This is a genomic window from Phyllobacterium chamaecytisi (assembly GCF_020164455.1).
Classification (GTDB): Bacteria; Pseudomonadota; Alphaproteobacteria; order Rhizobiales; family Rhizobiaceae; genus Phyllobacterium; species Phyllobacterium chamaecytisi.
In genome coordinates this window covers 83,312-101,718 of the sequence record NZ_JAIQWW010000013.1, presented here as the reverse complement: position 1 = coordinate 101,718, position 18,407 = coordinate 83,312, and the positions used below count along the sequence as shown (strand labels likewise).

At 54.1% G+C, this 18,407-nt stretch carries 19 protein-coding genes; 6 read left to right on the top strand and 13 right to left on the bottom strand.

Annotated features, from left to right (window positions below):
* Positions 1-86: 86 nt before the first annotated feature.
* Entirely contained in the window at positions 87-278 is a 192-nt protein-coding gene (locus LB462_RS19475; RefSeq protein WP_224511396.1) for a DUF3606 domain-containing protein, read from the bottom strand.
* A gap of 585 nt (positions 279-863) precedes the next feature.
* Between LB462_RS19475 and LB462_RS19470 the strand changes: the two genes are divergently transcribed.
* The 4 genes from LB462_RS19470 to LB462_RS19455 all read left to right on the top strand — a co-directional run bounded on the left by LB462_RS19470 (position 864) and on the right by LB462_RS19455 (position 5,262).
* Positions 864-1,058, top strand: coding sequence for a hypothetical protein (locus LB462_RS19470; RefSeq protein ID WP_224511394.1), 195 nt, complete (start codon positions 864-866; stop codon positions 1,056-1,058).
* Positions 1,059-1,463: 405 nt separating this feature from the next.
* A complete protein-coding gene (locus LB462_RS19465) occupies positions 1,464-2,501 on the top strand; it encodes an IS110 family RNA-guided transposase (RefSeq protein ID WP_224511392.1) in 1,038 nt (345 codons plus the stop codon).
* Between the two features lie 380 nt (positions 2,502-2,881).
* Complete coding sequence (locus LB462_RS19460; RefSeq protein WP_224511390.1) at positions 2,882-3,193, top strand: DUF982 domain-containing protein; 312 nt, start codon at positions 2,882-2,884, stop codon at positions 3,191-3,193.
* A 794-nt stretch (positions 3,194-3,987) separates the two neighbouring features.
* Complete coding sequence (locus LB462_RS19455; protein WP_224511388.1) at positions 3,988-5,262, top strand: OmpP1/FadL family transporter; 1,275 nt, start codon at positions 3,988-3,990, stop codon at positions 5,260-5,262.
* A 19-nt stretch (positions 5,263-5,281) separates the two neighbouring features.
* Here the strand turns inward: LB462_RS19455 and LB462_RS19450 are convergent, their stop codons facing one another.
* Both LB462_RS19450 and LB462_RS19445 read right to left on the bottom strand, forming a co-directional pair.
* Entirely contained in the window at positions 5,282-5,689 is a 408-nt protein-coding gene (locus tag LB462_RS19450; RefSeq protein WP_224511386.1) for a helix-turn-helix domain-containing protein, read from the bottom strand.
* Between the two features lie 816 nt (positions 5,690-6,505).
* Positions 6,506-7,117 (bottom strand): Panacea domain-containing protein, encoded by a 612-nt coding sequence (locus LB462_RS19445; RefSeq protein ID WP_224511384.1) that lies wholly within the window; start codon positions 7,115-7,117, stop codon positions 6,506-6,508.
* Positions 7,118-7,985: 868 nt separating this feature from the next.
* On the opposite strand from LB462_RS19445, the gene LB462_RS19440 reads away from it, so the two are divergent.
* Both LB462_RS19440 and LB462_RS19435 read left to right on the top strand, forming a co-directional pair.
* Positions 7,986-8,855 (top strand): DUF4145 domain-containing protein, encoded by an 870-nt coding sequence (locus tag LB462_RS19440; RefSeq protein WP_224511382.1) that lies wholly within the window; start codon positions 7,986-7,988, stop codon positions 8,853-8,855.
* A 321-nt stretch (positions 8,856-9,176) separates the two neighbouring features.
* Positions 9,177-9,599 carry a hypothetical protein gene (locus LB462_RS19435; RefSeq protein WP_224511380.1) on the top strand — a complete coding sequence of 141 codons (423 nt, stop codon included), beginning with the start codon at positions 9,177-9,179 and terminating at the stop codon, positions 9,597-9,599.
* 73 nt (positions 9,600-9,672) lie between these two features.
* Here LB462_RS19435 and LB462_RS31805 read toward each other — a convergent pair whose 3' ends face one another.
* From LB462_RS31805 to LB462_RS19385, 10 genes are all read right to left on the bottom strand, one after another.
* Entirely contained in the window at positions 9,673-9,903 is a 231-nt protein-coding gene (locus LB462_RS31805) for a hypothetical protein (protein WP_444358949.1), read from the bottom strand.
* 300 nt (positions 9,904-10,203) lie between these two features.
* Positions 10,204-10,365, bottom strand: a complete 162-nt coding sequence (locus LB462_RS19425) for a hypothetical protein (RefSeq protein ID WP_224511377.1) — start codon at positions 10,363-10,365, stop codon at positions 10,204-10,206.
* On the bottom strand, positions 10,362-12,167 hold the full coding sequence (locus LB462_RS19420) for a hypothetical protein (protein WP_224511376.1): 1,806 nt from the start codon (positions 12,165-12,167) through the stop codon (positions 10,362-10,364). Before LB462_RS19420 ends, LB462_RS19425 begins: the two co-directional genes overlap by 4 nt.
* Positions 12,167-14,356 (bottom strand): hypothetical protein, encoded by a 2,190-nt coding sequence (locus LB462_RS19415; RefSeq protein ID WP_224511374.1) that lies wholly within the window; start codon positions 14,354-14,356, stop codon positions 12,167-12,169. The genes LB462_RS19420 and LB462_RS19415 overlap by 1 nt, the downstream gene beginning before the upstream one ends.
* Positions 14,357-14,389: 33 nt before the next feature.
* Positions 14,390-14,758: a helix-turn-helix domain-containing protein gene (locus LB462_RS19410; protein WP_224511371.1), complete on the bottom strand. Its 369-nt coding sequence runs from the start codon at positions 14,756-14,758 to the stop codon at positions 14,390-14,392.
* Positions 14,755-15,153, bottom strand: coding sequence for a hypothetical protein (locus LB462_RS19405; RefSeq protein ID WP_224511369.1), 399 nt, complete (start codon positions 15,151-15,153; stop codon positions 14,755-14,757). The genes LB462_RS19410 and LB462_RS19405 overlap by 4 nt, the downstream gene beginning before the upstream one ends.
* A complete protein-coding gene (locus LB462_RS19400) occupies positions 15,150-15,314 on the bottom strand; it encodes a hypothetical protein (RefSeq protein ID WP_224511358.1) in 165 nt (54 codons plus the stop codon). The genes LB462_RS19405 and LB462_RS19400 overlap by 4 nt, the downstream gene beginning before the upstream one ends.
* Positions 15,311-15,574 carry a hypothetical protein gene (locus tag LB462_RS19395; protein WP_224511356.1) on the bottom strand — a complete coding sequence of 88 codons (264 nt, stop codon included), beginning with the start codon at positions 15,572-15,574 and terminating at the stop codon, positions 15,311-15,313. Before LB462_RS19395 ends, LB462_RS19400 begins: the two co-directional genes overlap by 4 nt.
* Positions 15,575-15,756: 182 nt before the next feature.
* Entirely contained in the window at positions 15,757-17,085 is a 1,329-nt protein-coding gene (locus LB462_RS19390; protein ID WP_224511354.1) for an AAA family ATPase, read from the bottom strand.
* A gap of 353 nt (positions 17,086-17,438) precedes the next feature.
* On the bottom strand, positions 17,439-18,407 hold the full coding sequence (locus LB462_RS19385) for a hypothetical protein (RefSeq protein ID WP_224511352.1): 969 nt from the start codon (positions 18,405-18,407) through the stop codon (positions 17,439-17,441).

The window sequence follows — 18,407 nt, the reverse complement described above, 5'->3', positions numbered from 1 at the left end:
CTGGCTTAGCTTACGATGGCTAAGTGCGGCCCCGACCGAATAGAGCACGCCAGCTACGATTAGAATTGCGCCAATGGCTTTAAACATCAGGTATCTCGCGACGCATCTTCGAGTTCGGCCTCGATCTTCTTCCGACTGCCTTCATGTTTGATAATTAATTCGTGAGCGCGCTTCTTGCTTATGTCGAACTTGAACATCAAGTACTCGACTTCATAATCCTCGCTGCTCGAGACCTTTGAACGATCCCGATTATCCTGTTTCTGCTTGTTGTCCGCCATATGAATTCCTCCCGTCCCACTTTCTGCACAACAGTATCCGGTGATTTTCGTTCCACGACGATATCCTCCTCAATAAGGCGTCGCGCTGAGGCCAAGCTGCTTTGATCCACACGCCGAGCACTTTAGCTTGGGTGCCAGGTCCTTGTGCATGGCGCTGTGGTTTCTCCCGAGCTCGTTCGCCAGCATCTGCAGATCCATCTTTCGCGAGCGGTTGCACCCACGCCGGTGGCAAAACACCCAAAGCGTATATCCATGATCGATCATTGCGCCAATGGTGCCATTTTCGCTGGTATCAGCTTGCACCTGAACGGGTTGCGGCTTCGCTTTGGGCACGAAGATGTCTTCGTATGGAAGAACCTCGCAATCGGTGCTGTTACAATCTTTGCACTTGAATTTGACGCTTCTGATTTCAGGACCGTGACCAAATTATGATCGGTGCCAGGAACAAGTTGAGAGATTAGCCCAATGTGCAATTTATCCTCCGCAACTACTCAAGATAAATAGATTTCACTTCAAGCCGCATCAAGGATCATCGCCGTCCGCCCCGAACTCCGTTACGCTCAGCGAAAACGGGAGACCACGGGCATGACCGAAGATGAGGAACTAATAGCGGAGATCAAGGCGCAGGCTGAAAAAGCCGAAGAAATACGTCCCGAGATGATTGATGTGTCGGGTTTGGCGATGACCATTGGAGCCAAGTTTCCACACCGTAGCGTTGATGAGATCAAGCAGAAGATCATTGACGTGTGGCGAGCCAACGACCTGTTCTACACCGAATAGAAGGCCCTAGGCTCAGGACACTAGAGCCAAAGAATACCCACGGCACGAACCGTGCGGCGGCGCATGGCACATACATCGTGCAGGTCGGAGTGCTGACAGACGACAATGCCGTCTTTTATGGCCCATCGACGTGCTACCCGCGGCTGCAAAGGTTGATGGAACAGAACGTAGTCACCATGCTCAGCCCCGATGGTAGTCGTACATTCTACCAGGCAATATCGACGGTCATGCGCTCAGGCACATCGTCTGCATAATTGTCTCTTCAGTAGGCTGAATCGCTTATACTTCAGACTTTTGCAACCGAGTTAAAATCGGCAAACTCGTCCCTAGCGGATCGTGACGCTGTCACGAAGATTCCGCTGGGAGCTACTCTTTCTGGCTGATTTTCAAATGAAAGGATCAAATATGAACGCTGTTACCACAATCGGTTTGGATTTGGCCAAACAAGTATTTCAAGTTCACGGTACCGACGCCCAAGGCAAACCATCGTTTAGCCGAAAACTGCGTCGAGTTCAGGTGAAGGAATTCTTTGAGAGCATTCCCCCGTGTACAGTCGGCATGGAAGCGTGTGGGAGCGCTTATTACTGGGCCCGCGAGATTGCGTCTTTAGGACATGACGTCAAAATAATGCCTGCAGTTTACGTCAAACCTTTTGTGAAGCGCGGCAAAACCGATGCGATCGATGCCGAAGCTATTTGTGACGCTGTATTGCATAATAAGATGCGGTTCATTCCAGTAAAGACGACCGAGCAGCAGGCCTTTTCGATGTTGCTGAAAGTGCGCAGCTTGTTCGTGCGTCAGCGAACAAAGGCAATCAATGCCTTACGGAGCCATATGGCCGAGTTCGGCCTCGTAGTCCCAGTTAGCAGAACGAAGGTGACGGCATTGTACTCGCTTCTGAAAGACTATGGCGACAGTCAAATACCTCAAGCCGCCCGCCTTGTCCTCTGCGAAATCATGGAAGAAATCGAACATTTAGATGTGCGGATTGACAAGCTCGATGCCCAAATTGCTTCTCAGGCCAAGCAAGACGAAGATGTCCAACGGTTGATGACCATTCCCGGCGTCGGGCAGACGACGGCCGCTGCGATCAAGGCATATGCTGGTGATGCAGGAGTATTTAAGTCGTCTCGTCATTTTGCTTCTTGGATTGGTCTTACTCCAAAAGTGTATGCCAGTGGAGGAAAAACACGCCTTGGCGGCATTTCAAAGGCCGGGAACTCTGTCTTGCGGTCGCTCTTATACATGGGGGCGACGGTTGTTCTCCGGGAATCTCGAAAGAGTGAGAACGCTTCCCCCTGGCTTACGAAGCTGATGGCACGGAGGCCCTTCAAGGTCGTGGCGATCGCTGTTGCCAATAAGATGGCAAGAACCATCTGGGCTCTATTGAAAAACGGCGAAACTTACCGCCGGCCGATAGATCCGATTGTTGCTTCCGCGTAGCAGACCAGATTTTCACTATTCACAGTAGGCCCGGATGGCGAATGCAGCAGTTCTGCGTGGGTAAATTTGGTAGAATAGGCAGGGTTCCGTTCTGCGTTCAAGAACGCGGCTATTCGTTTGTGCCATCTACCTTGCGCGTGGGCAACAGGCTGGTACCGGAAAGTACATAGGCCGTACGTACGTTTTGCCCCCACGATACCGGAATTGTTTCAGCGCTGTCTTGTGCCGCGGGCTGTTTCCGAACTTAATATGGGACAGCCCGCACTTTTGGACCCGCGCCAAAGCGGATTAGGTCTCGACAGAAATCAGTCAAGCGAGGCTAAGAAAAATGGGTTATCTAACGGCGAGGAACCGAATCCACAGGATACCGTTTCGCGCTGATGGACGAACGCTATTTCAAAGAGGTTCGCATCACGACAAGCCAGCCTGGCCGGATGCGCGTAGTCACATCGGCACTTCAGGCGGCAGGGCAAATCCTGACAGATTGGCCCATCGAGCAAAGTGAGGTGCTGTCTGCAACCAAGCCCGCTCTACTGGTTTGCCTCGAAGGGAACCTCTCCTCCGGATCAGCACGCTTTGCATTCATCCAGGCGGCCAAGGAAGCGGGCAACTATGTGGATGAGCCGGAACGTGGACCGCCCACAGGCAAGCCGTTCCGGTGGAACAAGAGCAAGCCGCGGCGCAGGGCTTAAGTACGGCACATTGTTCGTACGGTATCGTACCCATGCGGAACCAAGTTTTTCTCCTTGAGTTCCTGCCTTGCCGAGACAGTCCGGCTGTGTCCCTGATCGCCCCCCCGTGCAAATTCAGGGCTCTGAACTAGACGGTGAGCGCAAACTCACCGTCATTTTTCTCTGGCAAAGAAATTTCCCGGTTTAGGCAGCGTCGGGGAGCGCCTCACCTTTTGTTAACCATACAGGCGCACCCTTTGAGTGCTGACCATAGTGCCACAGGTCGGCACCCGGCCTGCCTTCGTATTGTGTACAGCGATGACAATCAGGGCGATCGAGCCAAGGGTGTTTTGATTACCAGGCGTGAACGCAGAGCATAGTCATTTGCGTCACCTCAACTGCGGCTCGCTCATCAGCATGTTCCCTCACCTCATGTTCGACCCCGAGCGAGAGCCCGAGGAAACGCCGCAATAGGTCCGTGATTCGTAATCCGAACGGATTATCACCGTATTTTTGCCGAGCTGTTGTCTCATTTCGGACATTTTCGGACCACGTTGCATTTGCGCAACAATGGGCCTTTTCGGTTCGAAATATCGCCTTTTCGAGCATATTTGACCATCTTCTTCGCCAAAATCCTTCTAGCAAGCATCCAAAACACTCCCAAATCTTGATTCTAGGCGTTTCGATCTAGTGGTTCGCCCGACCGAGAGCCTCTTGAAACGAGTTGCGCGCTATCACGGCTTCGTTACCTATACGTAATGGTAACGAATTGACCCGAGTTTGAGTGCAAGTGCGGGGGTTGTGGGGAGGACTTAATGAATAGGACAATATCTACAGTGGTCGGCGGGGCTTTGTTTCTAACAAGCGTTGTCACCGGAGCCCAGGCTGGCGGCCTTGAGCGCAGTGGATACAGTTGGGATCTTCTCTTTACTAAGGGAACAGTTGCGACCGATGCAGGCGTCACTCACGTCATGCCGGAGCGGAGAATCAAGAATGCGCGCGACACCGATCCCAGCAATGGGCCAGGCTTCGGAAGCACGAGCGTAGACGAGACCCCTTCATACAATATACCTCGCTGGAGCGGCAAGGTCGGCATCACGCCAGAGTTCGATTGTTTGGCGAGCTATCAACAGCCGTGGGGCGTTCACACCGATCCGGGCTATGCCTGGCAAGGTAACGCCAGCAACATCGAAACCGAGATTACCAGCAACGATTATGGTTTGACCTGTTCCTACAAATGGCAGGTAGGCCCGGGCTTCATTCGAGGCATAGCCGGCGTCTCGTATCAGGAGATCGAGGGCTTTAAGACCAGGATGGTCAACAGCAACATTCCACTAAGCGGACTGTTTCCCGGCTATGATGGCACCGGAACACTCGACATTAAAGGCGATGGTTGGGGCTGGCGCGCTGGTGTTGCCTATGAGATTCCTGAATACGAAATGCGCTTCAGCCTTATCTACAATGCAGAGGTTGACCTCGGCGAGGTCAACGGCACCGTGGACTTGACCGAGATCCCGAGAGCGCTTGCGTCTGCCAGAAATCCTTTTTTAGGAGCAGTCACAGACGTATACGGCACAGCAACCCTGCCACAGCAGCTTGAGTTCAAATGGCAGACAGGTATCGCTCCAGACTGGCTCGCCTTTGGCACGGTCAAGTGGACCGACTGGAGTGTCCTCGGTGTTATCCCCTTCTGCCCCACGGTTACAAAGTCGTTAGGCTCATGCAACCCTAGCTCTCCATTCCGCCTCACATCTCTCGATCTGATGTTCCAGGACGGTTGGTATGTTATGGCTGGCATTGGGCATCAGTTCACTCCAAAATGGAGTGGCGCTGCTCAAATCAGCTGGGATCGGGGCACATCGACTGGCTTGACCACGCAGACCGACACCTACCTGCTTTCAGTCGGCGCTCAATACCAGCCGAACAAATCTTGGCAACTCCAGGCCGGCGCTGCGGTAGGCATGTTATCCTCGGGCAGCTACGGTCCAACAGCTTGCGAGGGCAATCAGCCTTGCGGCGTCGACGCTGCCTATGACTTTGGCGATGACTTCGTGTCGGCTCTGTCCGTCTCCGCGAAGCTGAAATTCTAATCGAACTCAGAAGCCAAGGTCACGCCTTAAACGAGACCTTGGCTTCATAGAGGATCTTCCGGACGCTCGGGCGCGAACAGTGATGCTTGAATGACAGTTCCGCTGTTGTCAGCCCCGTCTTCGCATCGGCAATGACAGCCGCCCGATCAATGATCCCGGACACGTCGATATCGCGCCGTAGCAGCGATTTCTTGACCGCAGCATAGCTCCGGTTCCCAAACGCAATACCGATATCGGTCAGGCTCCAATCGCGCAGCCGCACCCACGCCTCGGCAATCGCATCGTCACGGGCATCAACGATGTATGGCTTGCGTGACCTATAAATCAGATCCGCACTCGATAGTCTGTTGCTCTCCGCAACGACGCGAATGATATCCTCTACTGAGGGAGCAAGAAGATCATCGAGCGCCTTATAGGTGTTATCCATGTAATGTTTCCACGATTCAGACAGTACCCAATATCTATCCGATTCTGGCTTGTATATTCTTTTTCTAATTCGCTGCTTGTTCAAAGTCGGAAGTGGTGAGTATCCGGCAGGTCGGGACATCGGGCTTGCCACTCCTTGATGCGCGTTATCACCTACTGCCAGTGCCTCCTAAACCGGGGTGGGCCTCTCCTCATCCTAGTGGAACTTCCGACATCGTGAACGGTTCATAACGCGTCGGGGAGCGTGGCGCTCTTCGGCGGTGGCCGGTTGCCGACATCCCTCTCGGGGAAGCGTCGGACCCCACCTATTTACAAGCCCAGGGCGCAGGAACAAGAAATGACGACCATTCCAGCTGATGTGCTTTCAACCAATTTCATTATGTATCCATTAGCGGCCATTGTCGTCATCGTGATTGTTTGGCTATTTTTTATGGTGCGGCGTCGGATGCGATGATGCCCGGTTTCCGATGCGAATGCCGAACAGTTACCGCCATCGCCGTTTGCCACGAGCGCGCGGGTCGGTCGGAAGTCTATGTGAAGTGTGGTATGTTCCCAGCGACTAGCGGGATGGCGATTATATACTTGACAAACCACTAACTATTGAAAGCGGGCAGCCCAAAGAATCACGCGATTTGAGTCGTGGACAATCTCGTACAGGATATACACCTTGGGAAGCCTTGCTATAGGTGGGGTGCTGTAGACCCAAAGTCCGGTTTGGCCAAGTGCCGTATGAGGCTGCCCCATGGCATGGGGGTTAAAACCCATGCCCTCCTCAATACTGCAGTAAAGATCAATAAGATCGTCTATGTCAAACCGGTCAACGGCGAGACAGTTCAACCAAGCGCGCTCGAAAAGCTCCCGCGTCACTACCCGCCATGGCGCCTGTGGACGCTGATTTCGATCTACTATCTGCAATCCTAGCTGCCTCAATTTCCGCCCATTGCATAGCTTCTGGCGACGGAATGTTTGGAATCAGATTAATTGCATTATGATAGGGTATTATTTCGCCAAACTCCACCATCTGCCACACTATATCGTGGGAGAACTCACTGATCGTCTTTGCTGAATTATTATTGCAAACAAAATCGATCATCTCATCTAAAGTTGAGATCTCATCTTGGCTAAGTTGGTTCGTCTCGACTGGCGTATTTAGTTTGAATTGCTTCTTCAGAAAACCATGATATTCGACGTTCTCAACTTGGATAGTCCCATCGCTGGCAAGTTCATTCAACAAGGGGAGAACGGCATCGCAGGTTGGGCCGAATGGCCGTTTCCGATAGGCTGCGCCCGTAATAGGGCTGCCCGTATCCAAGAATGTAACCATGTCAGAATAGTAGAGAACTTTATGCAGTTTCACTGCGCCAAGCCTATCCGGCCTGCAAGCCGAAACGACATGCAGCACTGCCGCGCGAAGCTTTTCTTTCTGCAAAGTTATCTCTCTAGCCGCCATACCATAAATATAGGTGAAGTCAAGAAATAGTCAAGCTATTGATTTGAAATGCTTTTTTTGACTCAAAATCAATGGGTTAGCCATTTTTGCGTTTTGGTTCATCCTTCTTTGAAGGAAACCTCGCAATATTCTTCAGAGCCGCGTCAAACGCCTCGCAGAAGCGGAAATCAAGCGATTGGGCACTCATATCCAGCTTTCGCAATTCATTTGTTTAAATCCCGGCGCTGGGCTACGGTTCGCCTTCGATCGGGGGAAATCATGTTATTTCGAGTGCTAACGACGTCGGCTCTGCTGCTGACGACAATACTTTCTGGCTGCAACACTCCAGGAAGAGGAGAGACCTTTATGGGCAAAGAGAAGGTCAGTCAGAAGGATGACGCGACTTGCCGCAATTACGGTGCCAAGCCTGGCACCGACGTTTATATTCAGTGCCGAATGAAGCAGGACGAGATTCGATCGTCAAATCAAAATGCTGCTCGAAACTCCACGACAACGTGCATGCCATCGGGATATGGCAACGTGACGTGCTTTTGAGCGAGATATCCATACGCTTCAATGGCCTGCATAGTCGCGCTGCTCCTGCTTCGGAAGGATTGACGGCGTTCCCCGGCTCTGCGAGTTTGCAGACGGGCATTGGAGGGGATAATCATGAAAGACAGATTACTGCGGGGCGCCGTCAAGACTGCAGCATATGCCAAAGCAAGGCCGAGTGAAACGAAATGGTCTATAGCTGGCGTGGCGGTTGGCGTACTCCTGGGATTGATGATTGGGGGAGTAGGTATAGCTGCGCTAGGTGGTGCAATTGGGGTGTCGTCCTCGATTGTTTTGGCCATCGTTGGCGGATTAATTGGCAACCGATATGGCATGGAAATTGACCGGCGGGCGGGAGTTAGCCAAGGGCACACTCCCGGTGGCACGTGAGGGTACAATGATTGCTGAAAGTATGGTCGGAACAACGATCAAGGCGCACTGTTCCAACTGTTCGGGGGAGCGTAATTGCGAAATTAGGGGTCATCATAAAGTCCGTGGAAGCGATGACTATGCCGAGTGGTGGACGACCTGGTACCTGCTGGTTTGTTGCGGATGTGAGCATGTGTTCGCACAGTCGGTTAGCGGGAATTCAGAAAGTTATGACTACGACTGTGATGAGCAAGGTCGCGAGACTCGTACACCTGTTGAAGCCATTACCACATGGCCGGCGAAATTTAAACGGAACCGGCCCGACTGGTTTGTTGACCATCGGACAGTTGTAGACATCCCATCTTTTGGTATCTATCGAAGTCTGTCAGAATTATACGGTGCGCTGGATAACGACTTGAACACGCTGGCTGCAATCGGTGTGCGGACAACCTTCGACATCGCATCAGAACAGCTCGGTGTAGCCTCTGGCCTATCGTTCGAAAAGAAGCTCCAGGCGATGGTAGATTGCAAGCTGATTACCGAATCACAGAGCGACCATCTTGGCGTTCTCATAGACGCCGGCAGCGCTTCCGCCCACCGCGGTTGGCAACCATCCGTTGACGATCTCGACACGCTGATGGACGTACTTGAAGAGTTTCTGCACGACTCCTTTGTTGCTCCTGCAAAGAAAAAGGTAGCCGATGCGAAGGTGGCTAAAATGAAAGCAAAGGTCCCGCCGCGTCCTGGCAGGAAGGCACCGGCGAAAAAATTATCACAACCTGCTGTCGTCGCTCTGCTTCCGATGAGCAAGGACTGATCGCATCGGAATTCGATCGTCCCTCTAGTCGGTGACTTGATATGGGCCAATTAGAGCTGACGCTGACTTAGGAGTGGGTGAGACTCGCTTTAGCCAGCCTGGCGGGGGATGGACGGCGCGTCGCAACTTCCGCTGTGTAGCGGCCGATCGATCGAGTCTTCGATCGTCCCCTCGTGTCCGTGGCCACTCTCACGGCTTTCGCGTCGCAATCAGATGTGGTGCCCAGCCATGCTTTTCACAGCCCGTATGTTATCATGACCTTGATCGCGATTTCGAAGGAGGGGGCCTTCCTCGAGTTGCTGATCCTTGGGGGCGGGGAAAATGCAGTATCTAGATTCTGTCGTGGGTCAAGTCATCGCTTGGGTTGTCGCCGGCATCCTTGCTTGGCTGGCGCTTCGAATTGGTTCAATCAAAGTTTGGCTGGAAAAGAGGCCCTGGGCATTCGCCGTACTGGCGGCGGTCATCATCTCGGGAATCATATCTTCGGTTGTTGTCGGCATTTACAGTGCCCGGAATGCAAAGCAGATCAGCGCGCTAGAGGCAAAGATTGTCACTATGCAAGAGACCTTGTCGGCAAAAAATGCTGCACTGATGATATGGGGAGGAACAGATGACTCTGCACCGACGTTAAAGTGTCCTCCCGGAATGTATGTCGTCGGGATTCAGTCAAAATCTGTACCGGGCGGCGGTAACGGCTATCTCGAAAGCAGCTCCGTAATTTGTCGCCCGCTCAATGTAAACTAATGATCACGCAGCCTCCGCAGGATTTTCTGCCATTGTTCCGCTGCAAACTGTGGCGGTTACCTGCAACTAAAATTTACGGGATCAAATAGCGTAGATCACGCGCGCCCCATCGATTTGGTTTGTCTTGCTGCTGGTGATTAAGGGGCGAGCAGTGTTGGCTCACTTTCAAATGCTGGCCACGAATGTCGTACCACTTGCCATCTATGAGAGTGTACACGTGGCCGTCCATCTGATCGTACCAACACTCAGCCTGCGGCCACACCGAACGCAGTATCTTGAAAAAGTTGTAGCACTGACCTTCCATATACAGCCACTCGATATCTGGGTGACTGTCACGAACCGCGGCGATAAATTTCTCGATCGCGTTCATGGCTCGGTCCGATATTTCAACGCTGCAGCCAATACACCCGCCATGTAGGCTCGGTGTCATCGGCAGACCGGCAGCCTAAATATAAGATCAGACCCGGATTGACCGGCTCTATGATTGTCTGCGTCAGGTCCAGGCGGGTTATGGGCATAGATAGCAGCGGCTTGCGTGAACGCGTGACCATCGCCTGTGCTGATGTAGACAGCATGCCTAGCATGAGTATCAGAGTCAGCGTCTTCATTTGGCCCACCATCCGTAATCCCGGGTCCACCAGGTTTCTTTTTCCGGCTTCTTGGCGCTGTCCTGTGGCGGCCATGTGTAAAGCCAAATGATAAATTGTAGAGCCAAACCGAAAACGATGGACAACACGAAGGCCTCGACCAGTATTGCAAAAGTCATTTCGTCTGCCCTTCCTGGCCTTTCGCCATATTGGTAATTATCGCCTGGATCACGGCGTTCATTCCCTTGCCGGACAAGCCGCTTCCTGATTTGAGCTGGTTGGCTAGGTAGGCGCGCCCTGCATCAGATAGGGCTGCACTGCCTGCAAGCCGGCCGAGCACTGGGATAGCTGCACCCACTGCGCCGCCAAGCACAGGACCCCCAAGCATGGAGCCGATAACCGTGCCCAAGCTCCCGCCGCCGACAACCCTTCCGCCAACGCTGCGGACAGCGGATGCCAATGCGCCAGCCTGGGTGGTAGGCAATGGCGCCATCGTTCCCTCGCCAGCGCGTGCAAGATCAGCGAAGTCACCTTGTCCGCGGGCGAATGCCCGGCGTCCTTGTGCCACAACAGCCGAACGAAGCGCTTGAGGCGTAGTCAGACCGTGCCGAGCATTCTCACCCGCTGCCGTCACCGCTTTCTCAACGACCAGCAGGTTGCGATACGCATTGCGGGTTTCTTTCCATGCGCCCATATCGGCAGGATTGGTGGCTGCAATCGAGCGCTCCATGGCGTCATCAAGTGCATCACGCATACCACGCCAAGCTTCGAGCTCTTCACCACTAGAGGTCTTGAGCTTCTCACCGATCGTGGAAGCCAACTGCTTATATTTGGCTCCGGAGATGGAGCCCTTGGCGATGTCGGAGGTAATATCCGCAACGGTATTCGAGATGGCTGGGATGCGAGCCGTGGGGTTGGTGTTGTCCACATAGCTGCGCAAAGTGTCGCCCAGCTCTTTGTTCAACTGCTCGTCGGGGATGACGTTATTCCGCGAGGCCAGATCGTCAAACCGTCCACCAATCCGCTTGCCTGCCTCGTTGACCACCTCGGGCGTGGCGCGCGTAGCGTCCGAACCGACGCGCTTCATGACAGCTCCGGTAAACTGCTCCGCCTGCTTTTCTGCAAACGTCTCTGCGGCACCGCCGCCGAGTTGGCCTTCAGTGGCGCGCAATGACTTGCTGCCCGTCTGTTGTCCGGCAGTAAGGTCGATGCCTTCGCGCTTCATTATTTCGTTTAGCGCTGACCGTTCACCAGAGATTGCGCCTCCCATAGGAGAGATGACCTTGTTAACCGCGGCAGGGCCAAACGGAGCGACCAAAGCCGCTGCTATACGCGCGACAGGTTCTGCCGCTGGAAATACCTGCTCGGCTGCTTTTCCCGCACCTTCGGACGCAATGCCGGGGAGGATCCCATACTTGACGATATTCGCAGGAGACACGCCACCGTATGCGGCGGTGGCAGGAATGAAACTCGCGGCCGTTTTTACATAGTCGCCAGCAGTCGTCTTGGGCGCATACGGCGCGACACCCGTCGTATCCGTCACGGTTTTGCTAACGTCTGCGGTGCCTGGCGAAGCGATCGGTGTCGGCTCATCGCTGCCCGTAAAGTAGTCGTATGCCTTTCGCAGCGTGTATGTCGGAAGACCGCTCACAACATCCGCGCCGGTCTTGGCAGCGTTGCCAGCCTGCTTTGCGTCCTCAGGTGAGCCGACGTACCCGACCACTTTCTCGACGATGCCACCCAGAGCATTGGGGATGTCGCCAAACTGGCCGACCATTCCCTCGACGCCTTCACGCAATCCTTGTCCGGCAGACTTCACCACGTCGCCGACAGTGGATGGTCGCTCCAGTCCAATCTTGCTCTTGAACTCGTCGATCGGCATATCAGCGTAGAATTTCTGATGCACGGCAGTGGCGAGCTGCTCGTCGCTCAGATCATGGTACTGAGGGTATTTTCCGCGGATATCTGCGATGCTCGCCATTATTGACCTCCCCGGATGCCAAGAGGATCATCAGTGCCACCTTGTGGAGTCGTCGTAGCCGCCTTGCGCTCGTCATCGGAGAACAACGGGTTTTTATCCGCCCATTCGGACAGCTCATCGTAGAAGTTCAGGTCAAGCCGGCCATCATGAGCCTTGGCATAAGCGCGGGCGAGACCAGCAACTTTGACTTTCCGCTCATTGATGCGCCTGGTGATATCGATGATCTTCTTGTTGCCTTGTGGCGTGTTGTTGATCGTTGGCACCTGTCCTTCGATGTAATCACGATCGGCATTGGAAACGCCCGTACCGAGCGAACCGCCCATGTTATCGAGAACAGCTTTCTTGCTGAGAGCGTTGAATGCTTCAGTGCTTGCCACGCTTTCGGGATCAATGCCCATGGAAGCGGCTAACCGTTTGAGGTTGGCGACTGTTTGCCCACCAGCACCCGAATAGAAGTTCGGATCGGTCATTTCCTTTTCCATTGCATTGAGAGAGGAAATGGTTTGGCGAGCTGTCTTCTCTTCGCCAATCATCGTGATGAGGTCCTTGCCCAACCCTTCGCCTATGGTCTGGTCCTGCTTCTTTTCACCATCGATATTGACGGTGTTGTTAGCAGCACCCGACTTGGCGATACCCTGCTTCCACTCGGTAAACGGACGGGTCTCGCCCTGCTTAACAGCCAAGTTGTATTCGCGAATGTCATCAGTCGTCGGTTCAGTATTCACCTCACGCTGCAGTTTTTCGATCTCAAGCTTCCGCTTCGGATCGTTCTCCTGCTGCGCACGCTCATACGCCTGTCGCTGCTGCCACTGCTGCTGTTCTGCATCGGCCTGCTGCTTTGCCAACGACTGCTTGATGACCAACTCGGCTACCGCTTTGGTTCGCGGTGATGCACGGGGATCGGACAAGGCGCGGACTGCTATGGCAAGGGGGTTATTTGCCTGCGGAGATGGTGCGGGTGGGAAATAGCCAGTGTCGCCGTCCGTGCGAGGCGCATCCGTTGACTCAGGGCGACGCGCTGACGCGTTTTGTGGGGCATTGTCGAGATATCCCGCCTGAGCCACTGGCGAGGCGTCGACAGGGCCTGCTGCTGGTGCCGCTGGAAATGGACCTGCCAGAGTAGCGTTCGCCGGCTGAGGTGTGCCCTCAGGAGCGAGTATTCCACCGAGTGCGCGGTCGTTGGCACGCAACAGAGCATCCGACACTCGTTTCACGGGTGGTACCACAGGAACGGCAGCAACTTGGGTAGGAGCACCAGTCGGAGATACAAACGGGATGTTCGCCGCAGCCGACAGATGTGGCTGTGCTGTCACATCAAGGACGGGCGTACCTCCTGTCCCTGCAGGAACAACACCGACCCCTACAGGTTCTGTAGGAACATCAGGTTGTGATGCAGTTGGCGAGGTCTCAGGTAGCGAACCCATTCCGGCCGAAGGATCGAGCGACGAAACCTGAACGGGTGCCGGCGCCGATCGGCCAAGTGCTCGGTCAAATTTCTCGGCATAAGCACCGACAGAGGTTCCGAGACTATCCTTGCGATCTGTCTTGCCTACGCCACCTGGTCCAGCGAACCAAGCTTGAGCAGCCCCAGACGGACCGAACTGCTTTACGTAGCCCCCGAACTTATGGTCGAAGATGGCATCCTGGATTTTTGGATTTGCCAAAAACTCCTCAGCCGATACAGGCTGGCCAAGCGCTTCCTGTCCCCAAGGACCGAGATTGGCTTCCATGATCTGATAGCGACCAAGAGCACGGCCCATTTTAGGATGAGTAGGCCCTATAGCCGCGTAGTCACCACTTCCATCGCTTTCGATCGACGCAATGGCGTCGCGATATACCTGCGGACCTTCAACGCCAGGAGCATCCGGCGCAAACGTCGATCCACCCTCTGCGACACTCTCCGGATAAGCGGCAACACCGCCGCGCAACGCGTCGGCCAACGGAGCCGACAAAGTAGCATCGTATGCCTGGTTGGATGCGTCAGCCTTGTCCAGCCTGCGTTCCTTAATGACACCGGCAAGAGCATCTGCAACACGGGCTGCACCTTGGGTCCAATGGCCCACGGGTGAGAAATCAGCACCCTTGGCTTGTTGGCGCGCGAGGAGTTCACGCTGGAGTGCGACTTGCTCTGGAGTCAAAGCGATGCCACCAGGGCCCCAGACGAAGGCAGAGTTTGGATTAACGGCCATGATATTCTCCTATGTGGACACGGCGAGGAAGGGTCATTTCGAGTCGTAGACAGTTGTGAAGGTGACAACTTGATCGCCGGTATGTTCGACTTCCTGCTTGTCTCGCCAGTCGGCTGCGGCTGCGTTCTTGAGGGCGAATATGGTCGAGACAACTACCGGGCTGCTGTCCGCCGTCAAAAGGCGGTTCTCCAGGAAATGCTGCCGTTTTGCTTGGGCCAGTTTTATAGTGTCCGCAAACTCGTCGTATCGTTCCACCCATTCGTAAACTCGTTGGCGATGGATACCGAGAACGGACGCGGCTGCGGTGAGTGAAAACCCTTCGGCCATCATCGACAAAATCTCATCGCCATAGGTCGGCTTGTAGTCAGTCGGGCGACCGCCCTTATTAACCGGCTTGGTCATTTCTTTGCTCCTTGGCGCTTTTGTTTATTGTCGAACCACTTGACCCAGCGAGCCGTCTGGTCGCAGGGCCAATAATGTGCTGCTGCTCGGAAGGCCCGCTCAGCATCTGGTGCGAGCCAAATCCACAGGCGGCGACCGGAGTTTGCGAGCATGATGTCGGCAATGAAGGCCGTATGCTGGCGATCGCATTCGTGGATGTCGTAATCGATGATATAGTCAATCCGCACGCCAGCGAACGACTTGCTAATTACTGCGAAGTGCCAAACCCGCTGTTCATCGCCTAACTTCTCTCGGAACGCGACCGGTATGACCACGATATGCGTCGCATTGCGGCCTAGCTTTTCAACCAGGAGGCGGTAGTCGCCGTAAATGTTCGTGACTGGTTTGTCGGTCATCGCGTCACCTCCGGACGTTTGAATGGCAAGACGACAGCACTGGGCTTTTTCGGCTGACGTTGCTGGCGTGCCTCGTGCTCGGCGATTTCCTTCGCGACGCGTGCCTCGATTGCTGGAATGTCGAGGTGACGGCCCCAGCTGTAGTTGTTGCCGAATTTCATTGAATCACCTCCGGGGCTATCACGCGAACGTTGCCCTGCATGTCGGCGACCGCGACCGCGCCCTGCATCATCGTGGCTACGGTCTGCATGAATTCATCTCTTGCCTGCAGATATGCAGCCGTGAACTTACGAAGCTGCCGAGGATTACGAATGCATGGGAACTCTGGCTCCCACTCGACATTCATGTTTCCGCCAATCCATATAAAGGTGACTTTGAAACCGAGTGGCAAAGCTGCCGTGTGCTCAAGCGGGCTATTCATTTTCAGCCTCCCATTCTTCGCACGCGGTGCTGCTCAAAGGCAGCGCATGCGTGTAGGGGGTATGGGGGGTGTGGCTGTAGGCCGTTCGTATGGGGGTTCGTACGAAAAGCGGACCGTTCGTAGGGGGGGTCGTATGGGGGTTCGAACCCCGTTCGTATGCCGTTCGTAGGGGGGTTCGTAGGCTATTCAGCATGATCTGGCTCCACGACTACGAGCTGAAATGAGCGCCGAGAAGGAGGACCGAGCTCCAACGCTTTTATGCGACCGGCTTCGAACAGGCGGTTCATAGCCGTGATAAAACCGCGCTTCTTGATGCCATTTGCTTGCTGGTCTTTTTCGAACAAGGCGGGTGCATAATTTGCGCCGGCCGAGTGGCTTACCTTGCGACCCTCGACGGCGTATCGTTCGAGGAGTTGGAGGAATACGCGGTCTATGTTGTTCATTGCCGCAACTGCATTAAGGCTGTCGTTGGTGTTCAGTTTGAATACGCCATTCACCCAACGCAGCATCATTTCATCGCCAATTTTGCCGTAATTGGACTTGACGGTCCTTAGGACACGAACGTCGGTATCAGTCTCACCGCCATCCTTCTCCTTCAGGCGGTCCAAATAGAGACGACTACGCACCGAATTGTTCCAGGCAGTCGAACCCGAGGATCCAGTACCGCTGGCCATTCCAGCAATAGACGGATGGGCGAGCATCACAATGGTGACGCGATACCGAGTGCATAGGCCGCGCAACAGACTGATAAACTGACGGGCTTGCGCACGCTGGATTTCGTCACCGCCGAAGAGATCAGCAAGGGTGTCGAGAACCAACAGCGACGGCCGGTGTTTTGCTACGAAAGCTTCGAGGGCCTCAAAAAGCTTAGTCGCTTTAAGAACGTTTCCTTTTCCCTCCGGTACTGCGAGAAGCGCGTCTTTCCCAGCCAGAGAGCAAATATGCAGGTTCTTTAGAGCGGTAAGTTCGAGTTCGAATTCGCGAACGATATCTGCAAGGCGTCGATGAACTTCATCAACGTCGTCTTCCGCGGTCAGGAAACAGGCCAACCCCTGTAGGACAGCCCGACCAACCCAATAACCATTAATTTGGGCAGCAACCGCAAGCATCAAGGCGAGAAGCGACTTTCCTGTGCCGCCGTCGCCGTTGAGTAGCGTTACAGTATAAGCCGGGATCAGCCCTTCCACGAACCAATCACGCGGAGGTACCGCGACGCCAGCCAAGCTTGATGCGGTTATGGTGTCGAGGATATTTTCTTGCTGTACTGCTCGCACCCTCTCGACGGTGGGATTAAGATTTATGCGAGCTTGTAGTTCTTTAAGCTCAGCTTCATCCTGCGCCTGTTTCTGGGACGCAAATGGGCGATCCCCAGGGAAATCATCGTCTACAAGTTCATTATCTGTGCGGTTAGCATCGTCTTCATACGAGCTGAGCGGAATTCTATCCCACCGCGAACTATTATTGGCGCCCCCCTCAAGGCTGCTTCCGTGATTTTCAGGGAGCGCATCCATCTGGATCGCCCTTACGCAGCAACAGAGGTGGAAGCACGGCGGTTCTTGGCCATCCAAGCGTCAAGATCATCTTGGTTGTACACGACGGTCCGACCCATCTTTATGTAAGGGGGTGCGTCTTCTCCAGTGCAACGCTTTTTTGTAAGCGTCGAGTATGCCCAGCCGATGTAATCAGCGGCCTGGGGAGTGCGAAGATACTTTGAGTTGTTTGCTAATGTCCGCTGCATTTCATTTTCCTCTATTGCCTGAGCTGGCTAGAGGATGATGCAGATATACCGTGAATACTATCGACAGAACTCGTCAAAGATAGTCAAATGTGGTCAACTTGGGCCTGACGAACGAAAACGCCTATATCAGCCGTTCGTAGTCTGAACTGTTTTCCCCTTAAGGCCGAGTTCAGCGAATGTTCTATCGAATGTTTCCTTGCTAGGTATCCTACGGAGTTTAAGGCCTTTATTGTCCCAGTGCGCAATAATCGCGTTGATACGCTCCTTTCGGGTATCAGGGAACCTATCTTCCTCCATTAGGACCTTGACGGCGTCACCAATGGTCTTATGCGCCCCCTTTAACTCTGGTGTTGAAGACTTTAGTTGCTCATCCACGGGTACTGCCTCAAGCATCTCAGCGCTAACCGTGACTCCAGTCGCACCGCCATCAAGCTTCCATAGCTTGAGGATATCGCTGCGCAGGATTGTGATATCGCGATATTTGGGTTTGCCCTGCAACAAAAGCTGCAGACCCGTTTCCGGCGAGCCGCCAGGCTGTAGGTCTTGCCATTGGTGAGCGGGGATGGGGTCGCGGCTTTGCGTTTGACAATCATTGGCGGTGGCTACGAGCCTTCCTTCGATCAACGCATCGAATAAGTCCTTCTCAGCGTCCTTAAACTGCTGCCGAGCAGCGTCCATGTCGGGCGAAAGTCCGATAGTCTCCAGCAACAAGCCAAGCAGCGTTGCCTTCGATCGCTGTCTTAATTCTGGCTTGGCAGATTTGACTTCCAGCGCAAGAATATCAGGCCCTCTACTTCCATCGCCGAAATGACCGCGCACTTGTTGGTAAACTGCTTGATGGGCTACTAGATCCCGGCATTTCGCTCTGTAAGCGTCATCTTGATCGCGAACTTTGTCGGGGTCTTTATGAATGATCCACGAGACTGTCATGGGCAAACTCCACGAAGCCTTCTTCATGGGATCAAATAATGCCGAGGAAACAGTGGCAGTATTCATTATCGCCGTACCTTTGCGATGTACCGAAAGGGAGATGGGAAAACCGCTGGTACATGCGGCTTGTCGGCTGGCCGGCCTATTCCCATCAAGTGAAAACAT